This is a genomic window from Kitasatospora sp. NPDC001540 (assembly GCF_042894345.1).
Lineage (GTDB): Bacteria > Actinomycetota > Actinomycetes > Streptomycetales > Streptomycetaceae > Kitasatospora > Kitasatospora phosalacinea_C.
Genome location: NZ_JBIAVO010000001.1, coordinates 634,722 through 652,055 on the forward strand (window position 1 = coordinate 634,722; position 17,334 = coordinate 652,055).

Here is a 17,334-nt window from a genome sequence, read left to right on the forward strand (position 1 = left end):
GCCATTACACAACCCTTCTCCTCGACCGGCTACGCTTCATGCCCTTCCTACCGTCGCGCCTCGACGTTGAGGCGTCAACTCGGCAATTCGGTAGGCAAGTTGCTTGAGTTGAACTCCTGTGGGCCGAGCTCGCCGCCGATACGGGCTCCGGCCGAAGGCCTGGTGGGGCGCCGCCGCGCACTGCACCAGAGTCTCGGTGGCCCACCTCGCAGCCTTCCGGCTCCGCAGCGCGATGATCCGGATCGAGGAGCTCGCAGCGCCCGCCCCTCGATCACCACCGGGCGCACCCCTGACCGTCCTCCGGGTCCACCCTCTCGGTCTCCTGCTCCTCCGCGGCAGCCTGGGGGCGGGCCAGTTCCTCCGCCAGTGAGCGTTGGAACGCCGTCACCAGCGCCTGCACCACCATCGGCTGGATCCGGTCCGTCAGCTCCCGCATCCGCTCCAGCTCCGCGGGTTCCGGGCCGCTCTCCCGGTACGGGCGCCACACCGTGTCCCGGAACAGCCGGTGCAGGTCGTGCGCGGTGGCCCGGCTGTGCAGCCGCACCACCGCCCGCGCCGCCAGCAGCGTCTCCAGCGGGATCGGCACGTCCAGCACCCGCACCCCCAGCGGCAGCAGGCCCGGGTCGACCTTGAACACCCCGGGGTCGTCCGTGCGGTGCAGCGCGCCCATCGCCGTCAGCGAGTCCAGGTCGGCGTCCGACAGGGCCCGCCCGGCCCGCCGCTCCACCTGCTCCCGGCTCGCCTCCTCGGCCGACTCCGGCGTCCAGGAGGCCACCAGGGCCCGGTGGATCGCCAGGTCCAACTCGCCGATGTCCTGCGGAAGTTGCGCCAGGTACCGCTCGATTGCGGCGAGCGTCAGCCCCTGCCGCTGCAGCTCCTCGATCAGCTCCAGCCGCCCCAGGTGCTCGGCCCCGTACCACCCCACCCGGCGCGCCCCCAGCTCCGGCGGCGGCAGCAGCCCCTTCGCCCCGTAGAACCGCAGCGTCCGCACCGTCACCCCGGCCCGCCCCGCCAGCTCCTCCACCGTCCACCGCGGCCCGTCCACCACACCGACCCCCAGCCCGACCCCACTGTGACAGCAGTAGTGTCGCACCCACCGGGGCGCGGGCGCTACGACGCTCGACCGAGCAGCTCGGGGTGGTGGCGCCTGGTGACTTCAGGGTGGGCTCGGGAGTAGCCCTTCAATTCGTTCGTGCCGAACTCGGCATGCAGGGGATTCGAAGGGTCCTGGGTGATGCCGGGGGCGTGGTGGGCGTGCGGGAAGTCCAGCGGTGCGATGTGGGCGTCGAGGCGGGGGTTGAAGAAGAACGGGACGGAGAAGCGCTCGCGGGCGCCGGGCGGGGACAGCACGCGGTGGGAGGTGGCCCGCAGGTAGCCGTCGGTGGCGACCTCGAGCAGCTCGCCGAGGTTGACGACGAAGGCGCCCTCCAGCGGGGGGACGTCGAGAAAGGTGCCGTCGGGGCGTTCGACCTGGAGGCCGCCGACGGTGTCCTGGAGGAGCAGGGTGATGAAGCCGTAGTCCTTGTGGGTGCCGACGCCCTGCGGGGGGCCGTCGGGGGCGGTGCCCGGGTAGCGGACCAGCTTGAGGTGCAGGTGCGGGTGCGGGGCGAAGGCGTCGTCGTAGAAGTCGGGACGGGCGCCGATCGAGGCGAGCAGCTCGTGCAGCAGGCGGTGGGCGACGCCGTCGAGCCGGTCGATCCAGTGCAGGGCGGCGGTGCGCAGCTCGGGCAGGGCGGGCGGCCACTGGTTGGGGCCCTCCAGCCACCAGTACGCGGGCTCGCCCGGCGCCGGGACGTGCGGGGGCAGCTCGGGGCCGATGTCGAGCTGGTCGCGCCAGTCGCGGCGGCCGCCGGTGTGCTCGTCACCGGTGCGGGTGTAGCCGCGGAAGTGCGGCGAGTTGAGGTTGCTGACGGCCAGCCGGTCGGCCTCCGGGAGGGCGAAGAAGGCGCGCATCGCGGAGGTCAGGGCGGCGGTCTCGGCGGGGGTGACGCCGTGGCCGGTGAGCTGGAAGAAGCCGACCCCGGTCGCGGCCGCGCGCAACTCCTGGTGCAGGCGGGCCCGGTCGGCCGGGGTGCCGTCGGCGAGCGAGAGGTCGACGACGGGGAGGGAGGTGGGGTGCTGCTGCGTCATGGGGGTGCGTCCGCGGTGGTGAGACCCCCGGCGGGGTCGGCGGATCGCGCCGGACGGCCGGGGGAGGCGGGGGCCCGCGCGTCCAGGTGGGAGGGCGGAGCCGGAGGGAGGGGTGAGGTCAGCCGGAGCGTCGACAGGACGCACTCGTGACGCGGAGCAGGTCCACGTGGCGACGGCTGACGAGTAGGAGCACCCCACCAGGCTACCGCCCCCGCCCGGAAGCCTCCTGGCCGCGCCGGGACGCGGACCGGCTCAGTAGCCGGTGGCGCCGTCCGCGCGCTCGCGCAGCAGGTCCGCGTGCCCGTTGTGGCGGGCGTACTCGGCGAGCAGGTGGACCAGGACGCGGCGCAGCGAGACCGGCTTCCCGGTGGCCTTGTGCACGCCGGTGGCGTCCAGCGAGGGGGCCTCGGCGACGATCCGGCGGGAGGTCTCGACCTGGGCGCGCCAGGCGGCGAAGGCCTCGTCGAAGCTCCCGTCGAGGCGCTCGAAGTCCTGGTTCGGGTCCTCGTCCGAGTAGTACAGCACCGGCCGGGACTCGTCCCCGGCGAACTGGATCTGCAGCCACCACTGCTCGACCCCGGTCAGGTGCCGGACCAGGCCGTGCAGGGACAGCCCGGACGGCGGCACCAGGAACTCCGAGAGCCGGTCGGTCGGGACGCCCGCGCACTTCAGCGCGAAGGTCTCGCGGTGGAACTCCAGGTACGACAGGAGGATCTCGCGCTCGTCACCGACCAGCGGGGGGTCGACGCGGTCCGCGGCGTCGGCCCAGGCGGGGGAGAAGTACTGCGGGGCGGTGGTGGGTTCGTCGCTCATCGGGCCAGCCTGCCAGCCGCCGCCGACAGCGGGCGGTCCGGACGCTCCGGGCCCGGCGCCGGTCAACGCCGCTCGGGGTCCGGTTCCGTGGCCGGTTCCGGGTCCGGTTCCCGGTGGCTCGCGCTCCCCGCGCCGGACGGGGCGGTGCGGCGGGCGGCGTCGGCGGTGGCGTCGTAGCCCTCCTGCGGGCCGCGGACGTCCGGGTCGGGCTCGCGGGTGGGTCGGACACCGGCGGCCCGGTCCCCGTAGCGGCGGTCGCCCTCGGCGTCCGGGCGCTCCCGGCCCGGGTCCTGGGGCGTGGGGTCGCGGCGTGCGGTCATCGGAGCCTCCTCGGTTTCGGGGCGTGCGGTCCCGCCCTCCCGGCTACCCGGCCGCCCGGCGGGCAATCCGGTGACCCGGCCCGGTGGCCCTCCGGGCGGCCGGAAGCGTCGCACCGGCACAGCGCGCACCGTCACAGCGCGCGCCGGTACACCTGCCGAGAGCCGCCCTCCGGGCCCGGGGCCGCGGCCTCGGCGGGGGAGAAGCCCAGGTGCTCGTAGAAGGCGCGGGCGCCACTGGCCACCGCGCCCGGGTGGTCCGCGCCGAAGGTCACCACCTCCACCGTCCGGACCTCCGCCGGGCAGCGGGACAGCGCCTCGGCGACCAGGGCCCGGCCGAGGCCCAGGCCGCGGGCCGCGGCGTCGACCACCAGCCAGTGCAGGTGGCACACCGGCGGGTGGTGGCCGACCAGCAGGCCGCCCAGCACGACGGGGCCGTCGGTGGCCACCAGGGCGCTGCCACGGGCGAGTTGGCGGGCGACGGCGGCGTGGAACCCCGGGTCGTCGACCATCGGCCCGAACCAGTGCTCGACCTGCCCGGCCAGCCGCACCAACCCGGCCGCGTCCGCCGGCCGCCCCGTGCGCACCGCCGTCCTTCCGTCCAACGTCCGTTCCCCTCACCGCAGTTGACGTGCCTCGCGGGACGTCCCTTGACCCTGACCCGCGGGTCAAAGGCTAGCGTTCCGGCACCCGCCGTCCGGTACTCCCCGAGGAGCCGTCCATGAGTGTGCCCGCAACCGTCCGCGAGATCCGCCTCGCCCGCCGCCCGCAGGGCCGTCCGGTCGCCGCCGACCTGGTGGTGGTCGAGACGCCCGCCCCGGAGCCCGCGGCGGGCCAGGTCCTGCTGCGCAACCGGTGGTTCCTGCTGTTCGCCGGGTTGGCGACGCTGCTGGGCGAGACCCCGCCGGGCGCGCCGTGGCCGTCGATCGAGCCCGGCGGCACCCTGTTCGGGCCCGCCGTCGCGGAGGTGGTCGACGCCCCGGCGGACAGCGGGCTGCGCCCCGGCGACCTGGTCGTCCACTTCCGCGGCTGGCGCGAGTACGCGGTGGCCGAAACGCCCGAACTCACGCCGCTCACCGAGGAGTTGGACGATCCGGCGGCCCACCTCGCGCCCGGCTCGGTCGGCTACGGGGTGCTCACCCGCACCGCGCCCGTCCGCCCCGGCGACACCGTGCTGGTCACCGGCGCGGCCGGTGGCGTCGGCACCCTGGCCGGCCAGACCGCCCGGCTGCTCGGCGCGGGCACCGTCATCGGCACCACCGGCTCCCCGGCCAAGGCCGAACGCCTGCGCGAACTCGGCTACGACGCCGTGCTGGTGGACGAGCGGGCCGGCGACGCGTCCGACCGCGCCGCCCGCTTCGCCCGGCAACTCGCCGAGGCCGCGCCCGACGGCATCGACCTGCTGGTCGACAACGTCGGCGGCCACCAGGCCGAGGCGGCCCTCGCCGCCGCCCGCCCCGGCGCCCGCGCCGCCCTGGTCGGCGTGCTCTCCGGGCAGTTCGGCGACGACCCGGCCGCGCACCCCCCGCTGCGGCTGGACGCCTTCCAGCTCATCGTCAAGGGCGTGCAGGTCACCGGCAGCGGCGGCGCCGGGCAGGCCGAGGCGGAGGCCGCGTGGCGGCCCCGCTTCGGCACGTGGCTGCGGGAGGGCCGGATCGCCTTCCCGCACGTCCGGGTGAGCGGCCTGGAGCGGGCCCCGCAGGCCTTCCAGGAGATGGCCGAGGGACGGCACTTCGGCACGGTGCTGGTGGAACTGCCCGCGGAATGACCGGGCGCCGCCGCTGGTTCCACGGACCGGTGGAGCAGCGGCGGCGGAAGGGCGCAAGGACATGATGCGGATCGGGGACGCGGCGGCCGCCGCCGGAACCACGCCCAGGGCGCTGCGCCTGTACGAGCAGCGCGGCCTGCTGCCGCCGCCCGCCCGCACCACCAGCGGCCAGCGCCGCTACGACAGCACGGACGTGGCCCGGGTCCGAGTGATCCGCACCCTGCTCTCGCTCGGCCTCACCATCGAGGACCTCCGCGCGCACGCCGAGTCCTTCGACCTGCTGGTCGCCGACCCGGCCCGCCGCTGCGCGAACGCCTCCGGCGGCCCGGTGGTCCGTCGCCGCCTGGCCGCCCTGGACGCCGAGATCGCCCGCCTCACCCGCCTGCGCGCCGCCCTGGCCGCGGCGGCGCTCCGCCCGTCCGCCGACTGACGCCCGCCGACTGAAGGGGCCGCCGGTCAGCCCGCGTGGTGCCGGGCCAGCAGGACCGCCTCCCGGCGCAGCGCCCCGTCCCCCGTGCGCCCGGCCGCGGCCAGGAGCTCGCCGGGGAAGGCGGCCTGCAGGTCGGGGCGGTGGGCGAGCAGGCCGTAGGTGGCCCAGAGCAGGTGCTCGCGGGTCAGCGGGTCGGGGCGGTGCGGGGCGTACCAGACGTTCGTGAAGCGGGGACGCAGCGCGGGGTCGGTGAGCAGGGTGAGCAGGCGTCCGAGGTGGCGGACGGGCAGGTCGGGGTCGAAGGCGGCGGAGGCGTGCACGGCGGCGGTGTACAGCGCCGGGTGGTCCTCGGTGAGGGTCTCGGCGAGGACGGCGCGGGCGCCGGTGGTGCCGGTGGCGGCCAGGGCCAGCAGCAGGGAGAGGCGGACGGACGGGTCGTCCTCGGTGCGCCACAGGCCGAGCAGGGTGGCCGGGTCGGGGGCGAGCGGGAGGGCGGCGCGGCGGACGGCCGGGACCGGGTCGGCCAGCAGCGGGAGGGCGCCGGACCGGTGCCGGGCGGCGAGGTCGGAGGCGACACGCAGCAGACGGGCGACCAGCGCGGTCAGCGGGACGCGGGTGGCGCCCATGTCCGGGTCGGTGGCGAGGGCGAGCAGCAGCGGCAGCGCGACGTGCGCGGCGGTCGGGGCGGGCCGCCCCGGGGCGGGGACGAGGCAGTGCAGCAGTTCGCAGTCCTCGGCGCGGCCGTCCGGCCCGGCCAGCGCGAGGCGGTGCAGCACCCGCGGCACCATCGTCGCCGGGCTCGACCAGTGCGCGGTCTCCAGGCCCTCCCACAGGGCGTCGTCCAGCGCGGTCAGCGGTATCTCGGTGGTCATGCGCTCCCCCGTACTCCGTGGTGCCAGTGAAGTCGTGCCCCGTGAAGATCGGCTGTCATTCTCGGCGGGGGCCGCCGCGCTGTCGTGGGGATTTCCGGCCCGGGACGAAAACTTTGCCGAGGTGATGCGGAGGAGTGATGGAGGGTCACTTACGGGATCGGCGCGGTGGCCGACCGTCGCCGCGGGGGCGCGGTGACGGTCGGCCGGGGACCGACGGGGGTCAGACGAGCGGTCAGGCGCCGACGTACTCGGCGAGGTGCCGTCCGGTCAGGGTGCTGCGGTCGGCGACCAGGGCGGCGGGGGTGCCCTCGAAGACGACCCGGCCGCCGTCGTGGCCCGCGCCGGGGCCGAGGTCGATGATCCAGTCGGCGTGCGCCATCACGGCCTGGTGGTGCTCGACGACGATCACCGACCTGCCGGAGTCGACCAGCCGGTCGAGCAGGCCGAGCAGTTGCTGGACGTCGGCGAGGTGCAGCCCGGCGGTGGGCTCGTCCAGCACGTAGACGCTGCCCTTCTCGGCCATCTGCGCGGCCAGCTTGAGGCGTTGGCGCTCGCCGCCGGAGAGGGTGGTGAGCGGCTGGCCGAGCGTCAGGTAGCCGAGGCCGACGTCGGAGAGCCGCTTCAGGACGGTGTGCGCGGCGGGGGTGCGGGCCTCGCCGGTGCGGAAGAACTCCTCGGCCGCGTCCACCGGCATCGCCAGCACCTCGGCGATATTCCGGCCGCCGAGCCGGTACTCCAGCACCGCGGCCTGGAAGCGCCTGCCCTCGCACTCCTCGCAGACCGTCGCGACCCCGGCCATCATGCCCAGGTCGGTGTAGACCACGCCCGCGCCGTTGCAGGCCGGGCAGGCGCCCTCGGAGTTGGCGCTGAACAGGGCGGGCTTGACCCCGTTCGCCTTGGCGAAGGCCTTGCGGATCGGCTCCAGCAGGCCCGAGTACGTCGCCGGGTTGGAGCGCCGCGAGCCGCGGATCGGGCTCTGGTCGATCGCCACGACCCCGTCCGGGACGGCCCCGCCCGTCAGCGCCGCGCCGCTCACCAGCGAGCCGTGCACCAGCGAGCTCTTGCCCGAGCCCGCCACGCCCGTCACCGCCACCAGCACGCCCAGCGGCACGTCCACGTCGACCTTGCGCAGGTTGTGCGCGTCGGCCCCGCGGATCTCCAGCACCCCGGTGGGGGTGCGGACTTCGGTCTTGAGCGCGGCCCGGTCGTCGAAGTGCCGTCCGGTGACGGTGCCGCTGGCCCGCAGCCCGGCCACGTCGCCCTCGAAGCACACCTCGCCGCCCGCCGACCCGGCGCCGGGGCCGAGGTCGACCACGTGGTCGGCGATCGCGATGGTCTCCGGCTTGTGCTCGACCACCAGCACCGTGTTGCCCTTGTCGCGCAGTCGGCGCAGCAGCCCGTTCATCCGCTGGATGTCGTGCGGGTGCAGCCCGGTGGTCGGCTCGTCGAAGACGTACGTGACGTCGGTCAGCGAGGAGCCCAGGTGCCGGATCATCTTGACCCGCTGCGCCTCGCCGCCGGAGAGCGTCCCGGCGGGGCGGTCCAGCGAGAGGTAGCCGAGGCCGATGCCGGTGAAGGAGTCCAGCAGCTGGACCAGCGACTCCAGCAGCGGGCGCACCGAGGGCTCGTCCAACTCCCGCACCCAGTCGGCGAGGTCGCTGACCTGCATGGCGCAGGCGTCGGCGATCGAGATGCCCCGGATCTTCGAGGAGCGGGCGCCCGCGCTCAGCCGGGTGCCGTCGCACTCGGGGCAGGTGGTGAAGGCGACCGCGCGGTCCACGAACGCCCGGACGTGCGGCTGCAGGGCGGTCCGGTCCTTGGACAGCATCGACTTCTGGATCCGCAGGACCAGGCCCTCGTACGTCATGTTGATCCCGGCGATCTTCATCCGGACCGGTTCGCGGTACAGGAAGTCGTGCCGCTCCTGCTCGCCGTACGCGTCGATCGCCTTGTCCGGGTCGACCAGGCCGGACTCGGTGTACAGCCGGTGGTTCCAGCCGCCCGGCTTGTAGCCCGGGATGGTCAGCGCGCCCTCGTTCAGCGACTTCGAGCCGTCGAACAGCTCGCCCAGGTCGATGTCCGAGACGCTGCCCCGCCCCTCGCAGCGCGGACACATCCCGCCCGCCCGCCCGAACGTCCGCTCCTCGGTCGTCGTCCCCTCGCCGCGCTCCACCGTGATCGCGCCCGCGCCGTGCACCGTCGGCACGTTGAAGGAGAACGCGGGCGGCGGGCCGACGTGCGGGTCGCCGAGGCGGCTGAACAGGATCCGCAGCATCGCGTTGGCGTCCGTCGCGGTGCCCACCGTCGAGCGCGGGTCGGCGCCCATCCGCTGCTGGTCGACGACGATCGCCGTGGTCAGGCCCTCCAGCACGTCCACCTCGGGGCGGCTCAGGGACGGCATGAAGCCCTGCACGAAGGCGCTGTACGTCTCGTTGATCAGCCGCTGGGACTCCGCCGCGACCGTCCCGAACACCAGCGAGCTCTTGCCCGAACCCGACACCCCGGTGAACACCGTCAGCCTGCGCTTGGGCAGTTCCACGCTGACGTCCTTCAGGTTGTTCACCCGGGCCCCGTGCACCCGGATCAGGTCGTGGCTGTCCGCCGGGTGCCGCCCGTCCCCGCCGCCCGCCCCTGCCGCGCCGCTCATCGTCCTCGTCCCTCCGTCCGCGGCGCCCGTGGCGGCGCCGCCGCCCCGATCCAACCACCCGGAACCGACGGGCGTCGGTTCTCGTCCCCACCGAGCGCGGGTAAAGTGACCGGCCGAACCACCCGGGAGGCACCGATGCGGACGCAGGAGCGGACACCGGACCGGCGACGGCCCACGGCGCGGACGGCCCCGGGCGCCGCGCTCGCCGTCACGGCGCTGGCCGCGCTGGCACTGCTCGGCGCCTCCGCCCCGGGCGCCGCGGCCGACCCGGGCGCGTCCCCGTCCGCGAGCGCCCCCGCCCCCGCGAGCCCCGCCCCGTCCGCGAGCACCGGCGCGAGCACCGGCACCGGCGCGCCCGCGTCCGGCCAACTGCCCGTCGGGACGCCGCAGTCCGAGCGCCTGGCCGCCGAGCTGCGCAAGGACCCGGTCTACGTCTCGGCCGACCTGCCCCGCCAGGTGCCCCGCTCGATGGCGCCCGAGTTCGCGGCCGTCGCCAAGCGCATCGGCGTGCCCACCTACGTCCTGGTGCTGCCGGACGCGGACCGCACCACGCTCGCCCAGGTGCACGACCGGCTCGGCGCCGACGGCCTGTACGTGCTGGTCGAGAAGTACGGCGGCGTCACCGTCTCCGCGTTCGGCGTCGACCTGCCCGCCGAGGCCGCCGCCCGGATCGCCAACCACCGGGTGTCGTACGACGCCGGGCCGCTCGCCCGGTTCAGCGCCTTCGCCGACAAGGTCGTCCAGGACGAGGCCCGGGTCGACGCCGAGGTCGAGGAGATCTACCGGAACCACGACGACGAGACGCCCCGGCAGTACATCTCCAGCACCGACCGGGAGAACCAGAACCTGCTGCTGGGCCTCGCCGTGGTGGTCCTCCCCGGCCTGCTGGTCGCCCTCGGCCTGCGGCTCTCCCGTCGCCGCGGCGCCCGGCCCGCCGTCCCCGCGCCGCCGCGCCGCCCCGTCCCGCTCGGCAAGCAGCCGACCGTCGCCCTGACCAAGGCCGGGAAGGGCGCGAAGGCCTCCGTCGTCAAGCGCCCCCGGCCCGGCGGGCCCGGGGCCGTCGCCCCCGAGCCGCTGCGCCGCGGCGTCCTGGCGGCGTCCCTGCTGGCCGCGGTCGCCGCCGCGCTCGGCGTGGTGCTCGCCGCGCCCGCGGTCTTCCCGCAGACCATCGACGAGCCCGACCTCACCGTCACCCGGGCCGACCTGGACGCCCGCGCCACCGAGGCCGCCGCCGCGCTCGCCGCCGACGGCATCTACCAGGACCCCTCCGCCCCCGCCCCGCTCACCGTCGAGCAGTTGGCGGCCGTCCGGCGGCGGCTGTCCGAACTCGCCGCCAAGACCCCGGTGCACCTGCTGTTCACCTCCTCCAACAGCGACGACGAGAGCGAGGGCGACAGCGCGACCCTGCTCGCCCAGGTCCGCCGCCACACCGGCCGGGACGGCGTGTACGTGCAGGTCGACCCGGTCCGCGGCTACCTGCAGCTCGCCGAGTACGGCCCCGTCGCGACCGACGTCGAGCGCCAGTTCTCGCGCGCCGACCTCCGCTACCCCGACCGCAGCACCGACTCCGACGACCTGAAGCTCTCCGAGCGGCTGAACACCGTCCTGGACGAGGTCGCCGCCGCCCAGCCCACCGGCCGCACCGGCGACAGCGCCGAGGGCTCCGAACTGCCCGAACTGCGCAGCAACAAGCTGCCGCCGCTGTTCAGCAACGACTTCGGACCCGGCCTCTTCCTCGGCGCCCTGCTGCTCGGCGTCCTGGTGCTGCTCGCCTGGGCCGCGATCGCCGCCACCCAGGCCGTGCTCCGCGCCCGGCGCACCGTGGCCGCCGCCCCGTCCTCGTCCCCGGCGCCGTCCGTCACCGGGCCCCGCCGCCTCGCCGCGACGCCCACCGCCCGCCAACTGCGCTCCTGGGCCGTCGAGGACACCCGCGCACTGGCCGCCCGGCTCGCCGCCGCCGACCAGGACGCCCCCGGCCGGGCCCGCGCCTGGGACTGCCTGGACGCCGCCGAACTCCTGCTCGGCGAGGACGGCGGCCGCGCCGCCGACCCGTCCGACCTGGCCGCCGCCGTCGCCCTCGCCCGCGCCGGGGCCGACGCCCTCACCGGCCGTCCCGACCGGCTGCTGTGCCGCGCCAACCCGCTGCACGGCGCCGCCAACGGCGGCAAGGCCCCGTTCTGGTTCGCCTCCGTCGACCTCGGCCCCAAGTCCGCCCGGGTCTGCCCCGACTGCCGGGACGCCTTCCGCCGCAGCGGCGCCGACCGCTCCACCGCCGACCGGGCCTTCCGCCGCACCGAGGCCGACAGGCGGCTGCTGCGGGTCCCCGACCCGGACGGCCGCAGCAGCACCGTCTGGCACGAGGCCGGGCAGGTCCTGCCGGCCGCCCTCGACGGCCTCGACGCACTCATCCTCAGGGCCAGGGAGTCCGCCAGTGTCCAGTGACCGCCCCACCACGACGACGCCCCGCCCGCCCGCGCCGCCGACCGCGCAGGTGCCGACCACGCAGGTGCCGACCACGCTGCCGACGGCGCCGCTGACCGCGCTGCTGGCGGCCCTGCTGCTGGCCTGCACCGCCCTGCTCGGCACCGGCGCCACCGCCGCCCGGGCCGCCGACCCCACCCCCGCCACCACGTCCACCGGCGCGAGCATCGCCGCGGCGCTGAAGACCTCCCCGGTGTACGTCGACCCGGCCTACGCCGCCGCCGTCACCCCCGCCCAGCAGCAGCAGATCGCCGAGCAGATCGCCGCCACCGGCCTGCCGATCAAGGTGGTGCTGGTCCCGCTGCAGAAGGGCGACGCCTTCGACGGCGACTCCCGGGCGATGGCCACCGTCGTCCAGGAACGCCTCGGCCAGAGCCCGCTGATCGTGATCACCAGCAGCTACGGCAGCTGGCTCAGCGGCTACGAGTGGCCCACCGGCGACACCCACCAGGCCCGCGACGCGGCCTCCGCCGTCGGCCTGCTCGAGGAACTCAAGGACGCCGGACTGGCCGCCAAGGTCGGCCGCGCGGTCGAACTGATCAGCACCGGCAAGGGCACCGAGGTCTACCGGGCCGAGTCCGACCGCCTCGACCGCGAACGCTCGGCCCGCCCCGCCACCGAGGACCGCGCCGACGACACCCCGTCCGGCTCCTCCCTCACCAGCGGCCCGTTCGCGATCGCCGCCGTGCTGGTGCTCGCCCTGGTCATCGGCTCCGCCCTGCTGGTCCGCAGCCGCCGCCGCCCCCGGCACACCGCCTTCACCTTCCCCGACGCGGTGTTCGCCGCCGACCGGGCCGCCGACGAGGCCGGGCTGCGCCGCCAGGCCGCCGACGAGGTCCTCGCCCTCGGCACCGCCCTGCACGGCGCCGACGGCGCCACCACCCCCGGCCTGAGCCGCGCCCTGGACGCCTACGACGCCGCCGGACGGGTCCTCGACGCCGCCGACGGCCTCCCCGACCTGGCCGGTGTCCTCGCCCTCGCCGCCGAGGGACGCGCCGCCCTCGCCACCGAACCGCGCCTGCCGCTCTGCTTCTTCGACCCCCGCCACGGCACCGCCGCCCGCCGCACCACCTGGCGGCCCCTCGGCCGCCGCGAACGCGTCGACGTCGCCGTCTGCGCGGACTGCGCCCAGGCCCTCAGGGCCCGCCGCTCCCCGCAGGTCCTCGCCGTCCGCGACCAGGGCCGCACCGTCCCGTACTTCGAGGTCCCCGCCGAGCGCAGCCTCTGGGCCGCCACCGGCTACGGCTCCCTGCTCTCCGGCCCGGACGACACCCTCGCGGCCCGGGTCACCTCCGGCGAGTTCACCCGCACCAGCGGCCGCCGCCGCCGGGCCGCCGACCAGCAGGACTGACCCCGCCGAGGCAGCCACCCGCAGGCCGTTCAGGCGCTCAGGCGCTCAGGCGCTCAGGCGTTCAGCGTCCACGGCCAGTCGGCCGCCAGGCCCGCCAGGCCCGCGGGGCCCGGCAGCGTCTCGGCGGCCACGCCCCGCTCGGTCAGCCGCCCGCACAGCCAGGCCGCCTCGGCGGGCGTCCCCGCCAGCCCGTCCGCGGCCAACCGCCGTGCCAGGTCGGCGGCTTGCGGCAGCGTCACCGGCCAGGCCGCCCGCACCACCCGCAGCACCGCGACGCGCCCCGCCCCGGCCGGTCCGGTCAGCCTGACCCGGACCGGCCCGTGCCGCTCCAGCAGCGGGCCGCGGACCCAGGCGGGCGCGTCCTCGTGCCCGTAGTCCAGGCAGAGGCTCCGCTCGCAGGCCGGGCACCACACGTCGGCGTCCCAGCACAGCCGCCCGTCCCGGACGGACTGCCCCACCCCCTGCGCGGCCGTCGCCCCGCACTCGCACGGCACCCCGACCTCCGCACCCCAACCGTCCACCCCGGCCCCTTCCGTCCGCCCCGGTATCTTCGCCCGTGGATCATCCACCACCGAACGGGGGACCACCGATGGAACTGACCGACCGCGTCCTGGTCGTCACCGGCGCGGGCCGCGGCACCGGCCGCGCCCTCGCCCTGCGGGCCGGACGCCTCGGCGCCAGGGTCCTGCTCTGCGCCCGCTCGGCGGAGACGGCCCGTGCCGTCGCCGCCGAGGTCGCCGCCGACAGCGGAGCGGACGCCGAGGGCCTGCCCTGCGACCTGGCAGACCCCGCCTCGGTCCGGGCCTTCGCCGCCGCGGTCGCCGCCCGTACCGACCGGGTCGACGTCCTGGTCAACAACGGCGCCCGCTACCTGCGCGGCACCGACCTGCTGGACGCCGACGACGAGGCGATCGCCGACACCATCGCCTCCACCGCCACCGGCACCGTCCTGCTCACCCGCCACCTGCTGCCCCTGCTGCGCGCCTCCGCCGCCGCCGACGTGGTCAACCTGGTCTCCGGCGTAGCCGAACCCCGCAACCACCGCTCCGACTCGCACCCCGCCTTCTACGCCGCCAAGGCCGCCCAGGCGGGCTTCGCCGACGTCCTCTCCGCCCGGCTGCGCCCCGAGGGGATCCGGGTGATCTCGCTCTACCCGCCGGACTTCACCGACGCCGACCCGCTCGCCCCGTCCTGGGACACCGCCCCGCGCACCGCCGCCGACCCGCTCACCGCCCAGTCGGTCACCGACTGCGTGCTGTTCGCGGTCTCCCAGCCCCGTGACTGCTTCATCCGCTCCTTCCACTTCGAGCAGCTGTAGCGCACCGCCTCACGGGTCGACGTACTGCACGGTCTGCATCATGCCGAGGTCCTCGTGGTGCAGGTGGTGGCAGTGCGCGATGGTGCGGCCGGTGAAGTCCTCGTAGCGGACCAGGAAGGTCACCGACTCGCCGGGCGTGCCGCCCGCCAGGCCGACGGTGTCGTGCCAGACCGGCGGGTCCAGCCGGACGCCGTTCCGGTGGGTGACCAGGAACGGGTTGGTGTGCAGGTGGAAGGGGTGGTTGAAGCCGGGGGCGGTCTCGCCGGTGCGCACCGTCCAGCGCTCCGTCCGCCCCAGCGGGAGCACGTGGTTGACGTGGTCGGGGTCGTACAGGCCGTACGCCGGGTCGCGGCCGAGGTCGCCGTCCGGGTCGGCGGGCGGGGTGGGGTGGCTGCCGAGGACGCGGAAGGCGTCCGGGAAGGGCTGCGGGAAGACGTTCGGGTCGGTGTGGAAGAGCACCTCCCGCTCCGGGCCGGTGACCTCCCGCTCGTCCAGGAACGGCCGCCCCGGCGGCAGGGCGCACGGCAGGCCCATCGGCGGGACGACCGGCTCCCCCGCCACCTCGACGGTCAGCAGCGGCTGCGGCACCCGCTCCGCGCGCAGCTCGTACCGGCCGGGCGCGCCGCCGCGGACCAGCACGTCCACCCGGTTGCCCATCACCAGCTCGACCATCTGCGCGGGCACCGGGGCGGGCAGCGTCACCCCGTCCTGGGCGATCCGGTGCAGCGTCAACCCGCCCGCCGGGCCGGTGAGTCGCAGCTTGAGCGCGGTGAACGCGGTGGCCCCCACCAGCCGCCAGCGCTGTACCTCGCCGGGCCGTAGCGCCAGTACCGGGTTGACCGCGCCGTTGACGGTGAACACCGACGGCACCCCCGCCGTCCAGGCGTTCGAGGTGAACGGCGGCACCCGACCGTCGCGCAGCTTGAGCTCGTTGACGCACACCACCACGTCCGCGGCGGCCCGGACCTCCGGCACCTCGTCCACGTCCCCCTCCACCACGATCACCCCCGCCATGCCCCCGGCCACCTGCTCGGCGGTGGAGCCGTGCAGGTGCGGGTGGTACCAGTACGTCCCGGCCGGGTGGTCGGCCGGGACGTGCACGACCGAGGTGTAGCGCGGCTCCGGGTCGCCCTCCGCGGCGCGCGGCGCGAACTCCCGCAGCACGTTGTCGGCGCGCCCGGACGGGGAGACGTGCAGCCCGTGGGTGTGCAGGTTGAAGCTGTTGGGCCGGTGCGCCATCCGGTGCCCGCGGTGGTCGTGGACGGGGTTCGGCGGCAGCCCGTTGACGTGCGTCAGCAGCAGGGTGTCCCCGGCCCGCACCCGCAGCGTCGGCCCGGGGAAGGCCCCGTTGTAGGCGCGGACGGTCACCCGCCCGTGGCCCGGCACCGCGACCTCCGCGTACCGGACGTCCAGCACCTGCTCCAGCACCGACGGCACCCGCCCCGGCGCCGGCCGCCGGTACGCGGTCACGGGCTGCGGGAACCCCGCCGGCGCCGCGGCCGCCACCGCCCGCCCCGCGGCCGCTCCCGTCCCCGCCACCGACGCGAGACCGGCGGCGGCGACCGTCCTGAGCACCGACCGGCGACTGATCCCGTGACTCTCTCCCATAACCGGGCAATCTAGGTCAAAGCCCCCTCCCCGCCCGGAGTGCCGCACCGCAGGACCCCGTTCGAACGTCGTTGCTACCATCGGCCCGTGACCACGGACTCCAGGATCGCGAAGGCCCAACTCCACTACGAACAGGCCGTGTTCGGCGGCAACGCCGACGTCCTGTCAGCTGCCGACCGTGACCTGGACGCCGTCGAGGCCGACCTCGCCCTGGCCCGCGGCCGGATCGCCCACGCCCGCTACCTGGAGCAGCGCGTCGAGGACGAGCGGGAACTCGAACTCTTCGAACGCGCGGCCGAGCTGTACCGCGCGCTCGGCGACACCCGCGGCGAGGGCGAGGCCAGGTTCTGGATCGGCGCCTTCCACCAGGTCGTCCGCGACGACACCCCCGCAGCCCTGCCAGCCCTCGAACGCTCCCTCGCGCTCTCCGTCGCCGCCGGGGACCGCCTCACCACCTCCTACGCCCGCCGCCACCTCGGCTTCGCCGCCCACCAGGCCGGACACCTGGACGAGGCCCGCACCCACCTGGAGGAATCCACCCGCCTGCGCCGCGAGTTGGGCTTCCTCCCCGGCGTGGCCGCCAACCTGGTCGGCCTGGCCCACCTCGCCGCCCAGCAGGGCCGCCCCGAGGACGCCGCCGCCCTCCTCCGCGAGGCCGAGGCCCTCACCGAGGCCCCCGACGCCCGCGGCGTCCGCCGCTGGGTGACCCAGGCCCGCGCGGAACTCACCCCCGCCGGGTAGCGCCCGCCACCACCGCGGCCGCCCCTGACGAGGCCGTCCTCCGCTCAGCCCCGCCGCGGGGGCCGCCCCGGGCCGGGCGGGCCCGCGAAGGCCTGGGCGATCGGCAGCCAGGCCCGGGCGGTGTCGCCCTCCGCGGTCAGGGCCAGGTCGTCGCGGTGGCGGCGCTGGGTGACCAGCAGGCAGAAGTCCAGCGCCGGGCCGCTCACCCGGTCCGCCGCGTCCTCCGGCCCCCAGCACCACCACTCGCCGCCGGGGGAGCGGAGTTCGAACCTGATCGGGGCGTCCGGCACGGGCCGCCCGTGCGCGGCGAACGCGAAGCCGACGGTGCGCACGCCCAGGTGCGCGACGTGCCGCAGCCGGTCGGTGGGGACGCGTTCCGCGCCGAGCGCGTCCGCGACGTCCTGCCCGTGCGCCCACGTCTCCATCAGCCGGGCCGTCAGCATCGACCGGGCCTTCATCGGCGGCCCGAACCACGGCACCCGCACCTCGGGCGGCACCGCCGCCAGCGCCGCCGCGACCTCCAGCCGCCCCGCCCGCCACCGCCCCAGCAGCGCCGCCGGATCCTCCCCGACCCCCTCCGCAGCCCCCCGCTCCACCGCGTCGAACCCGTTCGCGAACTCCTGCTCGAGCGCCCGCCCGAACCCCTCCGGGTCCCGCACCGCGAGCAACGCCCACCGGTCCGTCCACGCCAGGTGCGACACCTGGTGCGCCACCGTCCACCCCTCCGCGGGCGTCGCCACCCCCCACCCCGCCGCCCCGGCCCCCACCACCAGGGCCTCCAGCTCCGCCCCCTCCGCCAACACGTCCGCCACCAACCCGTCCACCCGCCCACCTCTCCCGCACCGACACCACGACCGC

Annotated in this window: 17 protein-coding genes; 6 read left to right on the top strand and 11 right to left on the bottom strand. The window is 76.2% G+C overall.

Features of this window, described 5'->3' with window-relative positions; genetic code table 11:
• Window positions 1-271: 271 nt before the first annotated feature.
• The 6 genes from ACFY00_RS02855 to ACFY00_RS02880 all read right to left on the bottom strand — a co-directional run bounded on the left by ACFY00_RS02855 (window position 272) and on the right by ACFY00_RS02880 (window position 3,847).
• The gene (locus tag ACFY00_RS02855; protein ID WP_388026490.1) at window positions 272-1,045 is read right to left on the bottom strand and encodes a MerR family transcriptional regulator; all 774 of its coding nucleotides are present in this window, start codon (window positions 1,043-1,045) and stop codon (window positions 272-274) included.
• 65 nt (window positions 1,046-1,110) lie between these two features.
• Window positions 1,111-2,130, bottom strand: a complete 1,020-nt coding sequence (locus tag ACFY00_RS02860; RefSeq protein ID WP_388026492.1) for an isopenicillin N synthase family dioxygenase — start codon at window positions 2,128-2,130, stop codon at window positions 1,111-1,113.
• Window positions 2,131-2,248: 118 nt separating this feature from the next.
• Window positions 2,249-2,323 carry a putative leader peptide gene (locus ACFY00_RS02865; RefSeq protein ID WP_388026592.1) on the bottom strand — a complete coding sequence of 25 codons (75 nt, stop codon included), beginning with the start codon at window positions 2,321-2,323 and terminating at the stop codon, window positions 2,249-2,251.
• Between the two features lie 59 nt (window positions 2,324-2,382).
• Window positions 2,383-2,943, bottom strand: coding sequence for a DinB family protein (locus ACFY00_RS02870; protein WP_388026493.1), 561 nt, complete (start codon window positions 2,941-2,943; stop codon window positions 2,383-2,385).
• Between the two features lie 62 nt (window positions 2,944-3,005).
• Entirely contained in the window at window positions 3,006-3,263 is a 258-nt protein-coding gene (locus ACFY00_RS02875) for a hypothetical protein (RefSeq protein WP_388026495.1), read from the bottom strand.
• Between the two features lie 131 nt (window positions 3,264-3,394).
• The gene (locus ACFY00_RS02880; protein ID WP_388026497.1) at window positions 3,395-3,847 is read right to left on the bottom strand and encodes a GNAT family N-acetyltransferase; all 453 of its coding nucleotides are present in this window, start codon (window positions 3,845-3,847) and stop codon (window positions 3,395-3,397) included.
• A 134-nt stretch (window positions 3,848-3,981) separates the two neighbouring features.
• On the opposite strand from ACFY00_RS02880, the gene ACFY00_RS02885 reads away from it, so the two are divergent.
• Together ACFY00_RS02885 and ACFY00_RS02890 are read left to right on the top strand one after the other, a co-directional pair.
• Window positions 3,982-5,028, top strand: a complete 1,047-nt coding sequence (locus ACFY00_RS02885) for a zinc-binding dehydrogenase (RefSeq protein WP_388026498.1) — start codon at window positions 3,982-3,984, stop codon at window positions 5,026-5,028.
• Between the two features lie 64 nt (window positions 5,029-5,092).
• Window positions 5,093-5,458 (top strand): MerR family transcriptional regulator, encoded by a 366-nt coding sequence (locus tag ACFY00_RS02890; RefSeq protein WP_388026593.1) that lies wholly within the window; start codon window positions 5,093-5,095, stop codon window positions 5,456-5,458.
• 26 nt (window positions 5,459-5,484) lie between these two features.
• Here the strand turns inward: ACFY00_RS02890 and ACFY00_RS02895 are convergent, their stop codons facing one another.
• On the bottom strand, window positions 5,485-6,330 hold the full coding sequence (locus ACFY00_RS02895; RefSeq protein ID WP_388026499.1) for a hypothetical protein: 846 nt from the start codon (window positions 6,328-6,330) through the stop codon (window positions 5,485-5,487).
• A 232-nt stretch (window positions 6,331-6,562) separates the two neighbouring features.
• Window positions 6,563-8,977: an ATP-binding cassette domain-containing protein gene (locus ACFY00_RS02900; protein WP_388026500.1), complete on the bottom strand. Its 2,415-nt coding sequence runs from the start codon at window positions 8,975-8,977 to the stop codon at window positions 6,563-6,565.
• Window positions 8,978-9,112: 135 nt separating this feature from the next.
• Between ACFY00_RS02900 and ACFY00_RS02905 the strand changes: the two genes are divergently transcribed.
• Complete coding sequence (locus ACFY00_RS02905) at window positions 9,113-11,419, top strand: hypothetical protein (protein ID WP_388026501.1); 2,307 nt, start codon at window positions 9,113-9,115, stop codon at window positions 11,417-11,419.
• Window positions 11,409-12,809, top strand: coding sequence for a hypothetical protein (locus ACFY00_RS02910; protein ID WP_388026503.1), 1,401 nt, complete (start codon window positions 11,409-11,411; stop codon window positions 12,807-12,809). The genes ACFY00_RS02905 and ACFY00_RS02910 overlap by 11 nt, the downstream gene beginning before the upstream one ends.
• A 53-nt stretch (window positions 12,810-12,862) precedes the next feature.
• On the opposite strand, the gene ACFY00_RS02915 is transcribed toward ACFY00_RS02910, so the two are convergent.
• Window positions 12,863-13,330 (bottom strand): hypothetical protein, encoded by a 468-nt coding sequence (locus ACFY00_RS02915; RefSeq protein ID WP_388026504.1) that lies wholly within the window; start codon window positions 13,328-13,330, stop codon window positions 12,863-12,865.
• A 68-nt stretch (window positions 13,331-13,398) separates the two neighbouring features.
• Between ACFY00_RS02915 and ACFY00_RS02920 the strand changes: the two genes are divergently transcribed.
• A complete protein-coding gene (locus tag ACFY00_RS02920; protein ID WP_388026506.1) occupies window positions 13,399-14,127 on the top strand; it encodes an SDR family oxidoreductase in 729 nt (242 codons plus the stop codon).
• A 9-nt stretch (window positions 14,128-14,136) separates the two neighbouring features.
• Here the strand turns inward: ACFY00_RS02920 and ACFY00_RS02925 are convergent, their stop codons facing one another.
• On the bottom strand, window positions 14,137-15,735 hold the full coding sequence (locus tag ACFY00_RS02925; protein ID WP_388026507.1) for a multicopper oxidase family protein: 1,599 nt from the start codon (window positions 15,733-15,735) through the stop codon (window positions 14,137-14,139).
• Window positions 15,736-15,822: 87 nt separating this feature from the next.
• On the opposite strand from ACFY00_RS02925, the gene ACFY00_RS02930 reads away from it, so the two are divergent.
• Window positions 15,823-16,476 (top strand): tetratricopeptide repeat protein, encoded by a 654-nt coding sequence (locus ACFY00_RS02930; protein ID WP_388026509.1) that lies wholly within the window; start codon window positions 15,823-15,825, stop codon window positions 16,474-16,476.
• Window positions 16,477-16,520: 44 nt separating this feature from the next.
• Here the strand turns inward: ACFY00_RS02930 and ACFY00_RS02935 are convergent, their stop codons facing one another.
• Window positions 16,521-17,300, bottom strand: coding sequence for a TIGR03084 family metal-binding protein (locus tag ACFY00_RS02935; protein WP_388026510.1), 780 nt, complete (start codon window positions 17,298-17,300; stop codon window positions 16,521-16,523).
• Between the last annotated feature and the right edge of the window lie 34 nt (window positions 17,301-17,334).

Coding starts and splice junctions, on each gene's coding strand:
- ACFY00_RS02920 (WP_388026506.1), top strand. CDS start 13,399: ATGGAACTGACCGACCGCGTCCTGGTCGTCACCGGCGCGGGCCGCGGC.
- ACFY00_RS02905 (WP_388026501.1), top strand. CDS start 9,113: ATGCGGACGCAGGAGCGGACACCGGACCGGCGACGGCCCACGGCGCGG.
- ACFY00_RS02925 (WP_388026507.1), bottom strand. CDS start 15,735: ATGGGAGAGAGTCACGGGATCAGTCGCCGGTCGGTGCTCAGGACGGTC.
- ACFY00_RS02900 (WP_388026500.1), bottom strand. CDS start 8,977: ATGAGCGGCGCGGCAGGGGCGGGCGGCGGGGACGGGCGGCACCCGGCG.
- ACFY00_RS02895 (WP_388026499.1), bottom strand. CDS start 6,330: ATGACCACCGAGATACCGCTGACCGCGCTGGACGACGCCCTGTGGGAG.
- ACFY00_RS02860 (WP_388026492.1), bottom strand. CDS start 2,130: ATGACGCAGCAGCACCCCACCTCCCTCCCCGTCGTCGACCTCTCGCTC.
- ACFY00_RS02890 (WP_388026593.1), top strand. CDS start 5,093: ATGCGGATCGGGGACGCGGCGGCCGCCGCCGGAACCACGCCCAGGGCG.
- ACFY00_RS02875 (WP_388026495.1), bottom strand. CDS start 3,263: ATGACCGCACGCCGCGACCCCACGCCCCAGGACCCGGGCCGGGAGCGC.
- ACFY00_RS02870 (WP_388026493.1), bottom strand. CDS start 2,943: ATGAGCGACGAACCCACCACCGCCCCGCAGTACTTCTCCCCCGCCTGG.
- ACFY00_RS02885 (WP_388026498.1), top strand. CDS start 3,982: ATGAGTGTGCCCGCAACCGTCCGCGAGATCCGCCTCGCCCGCCGCCCG.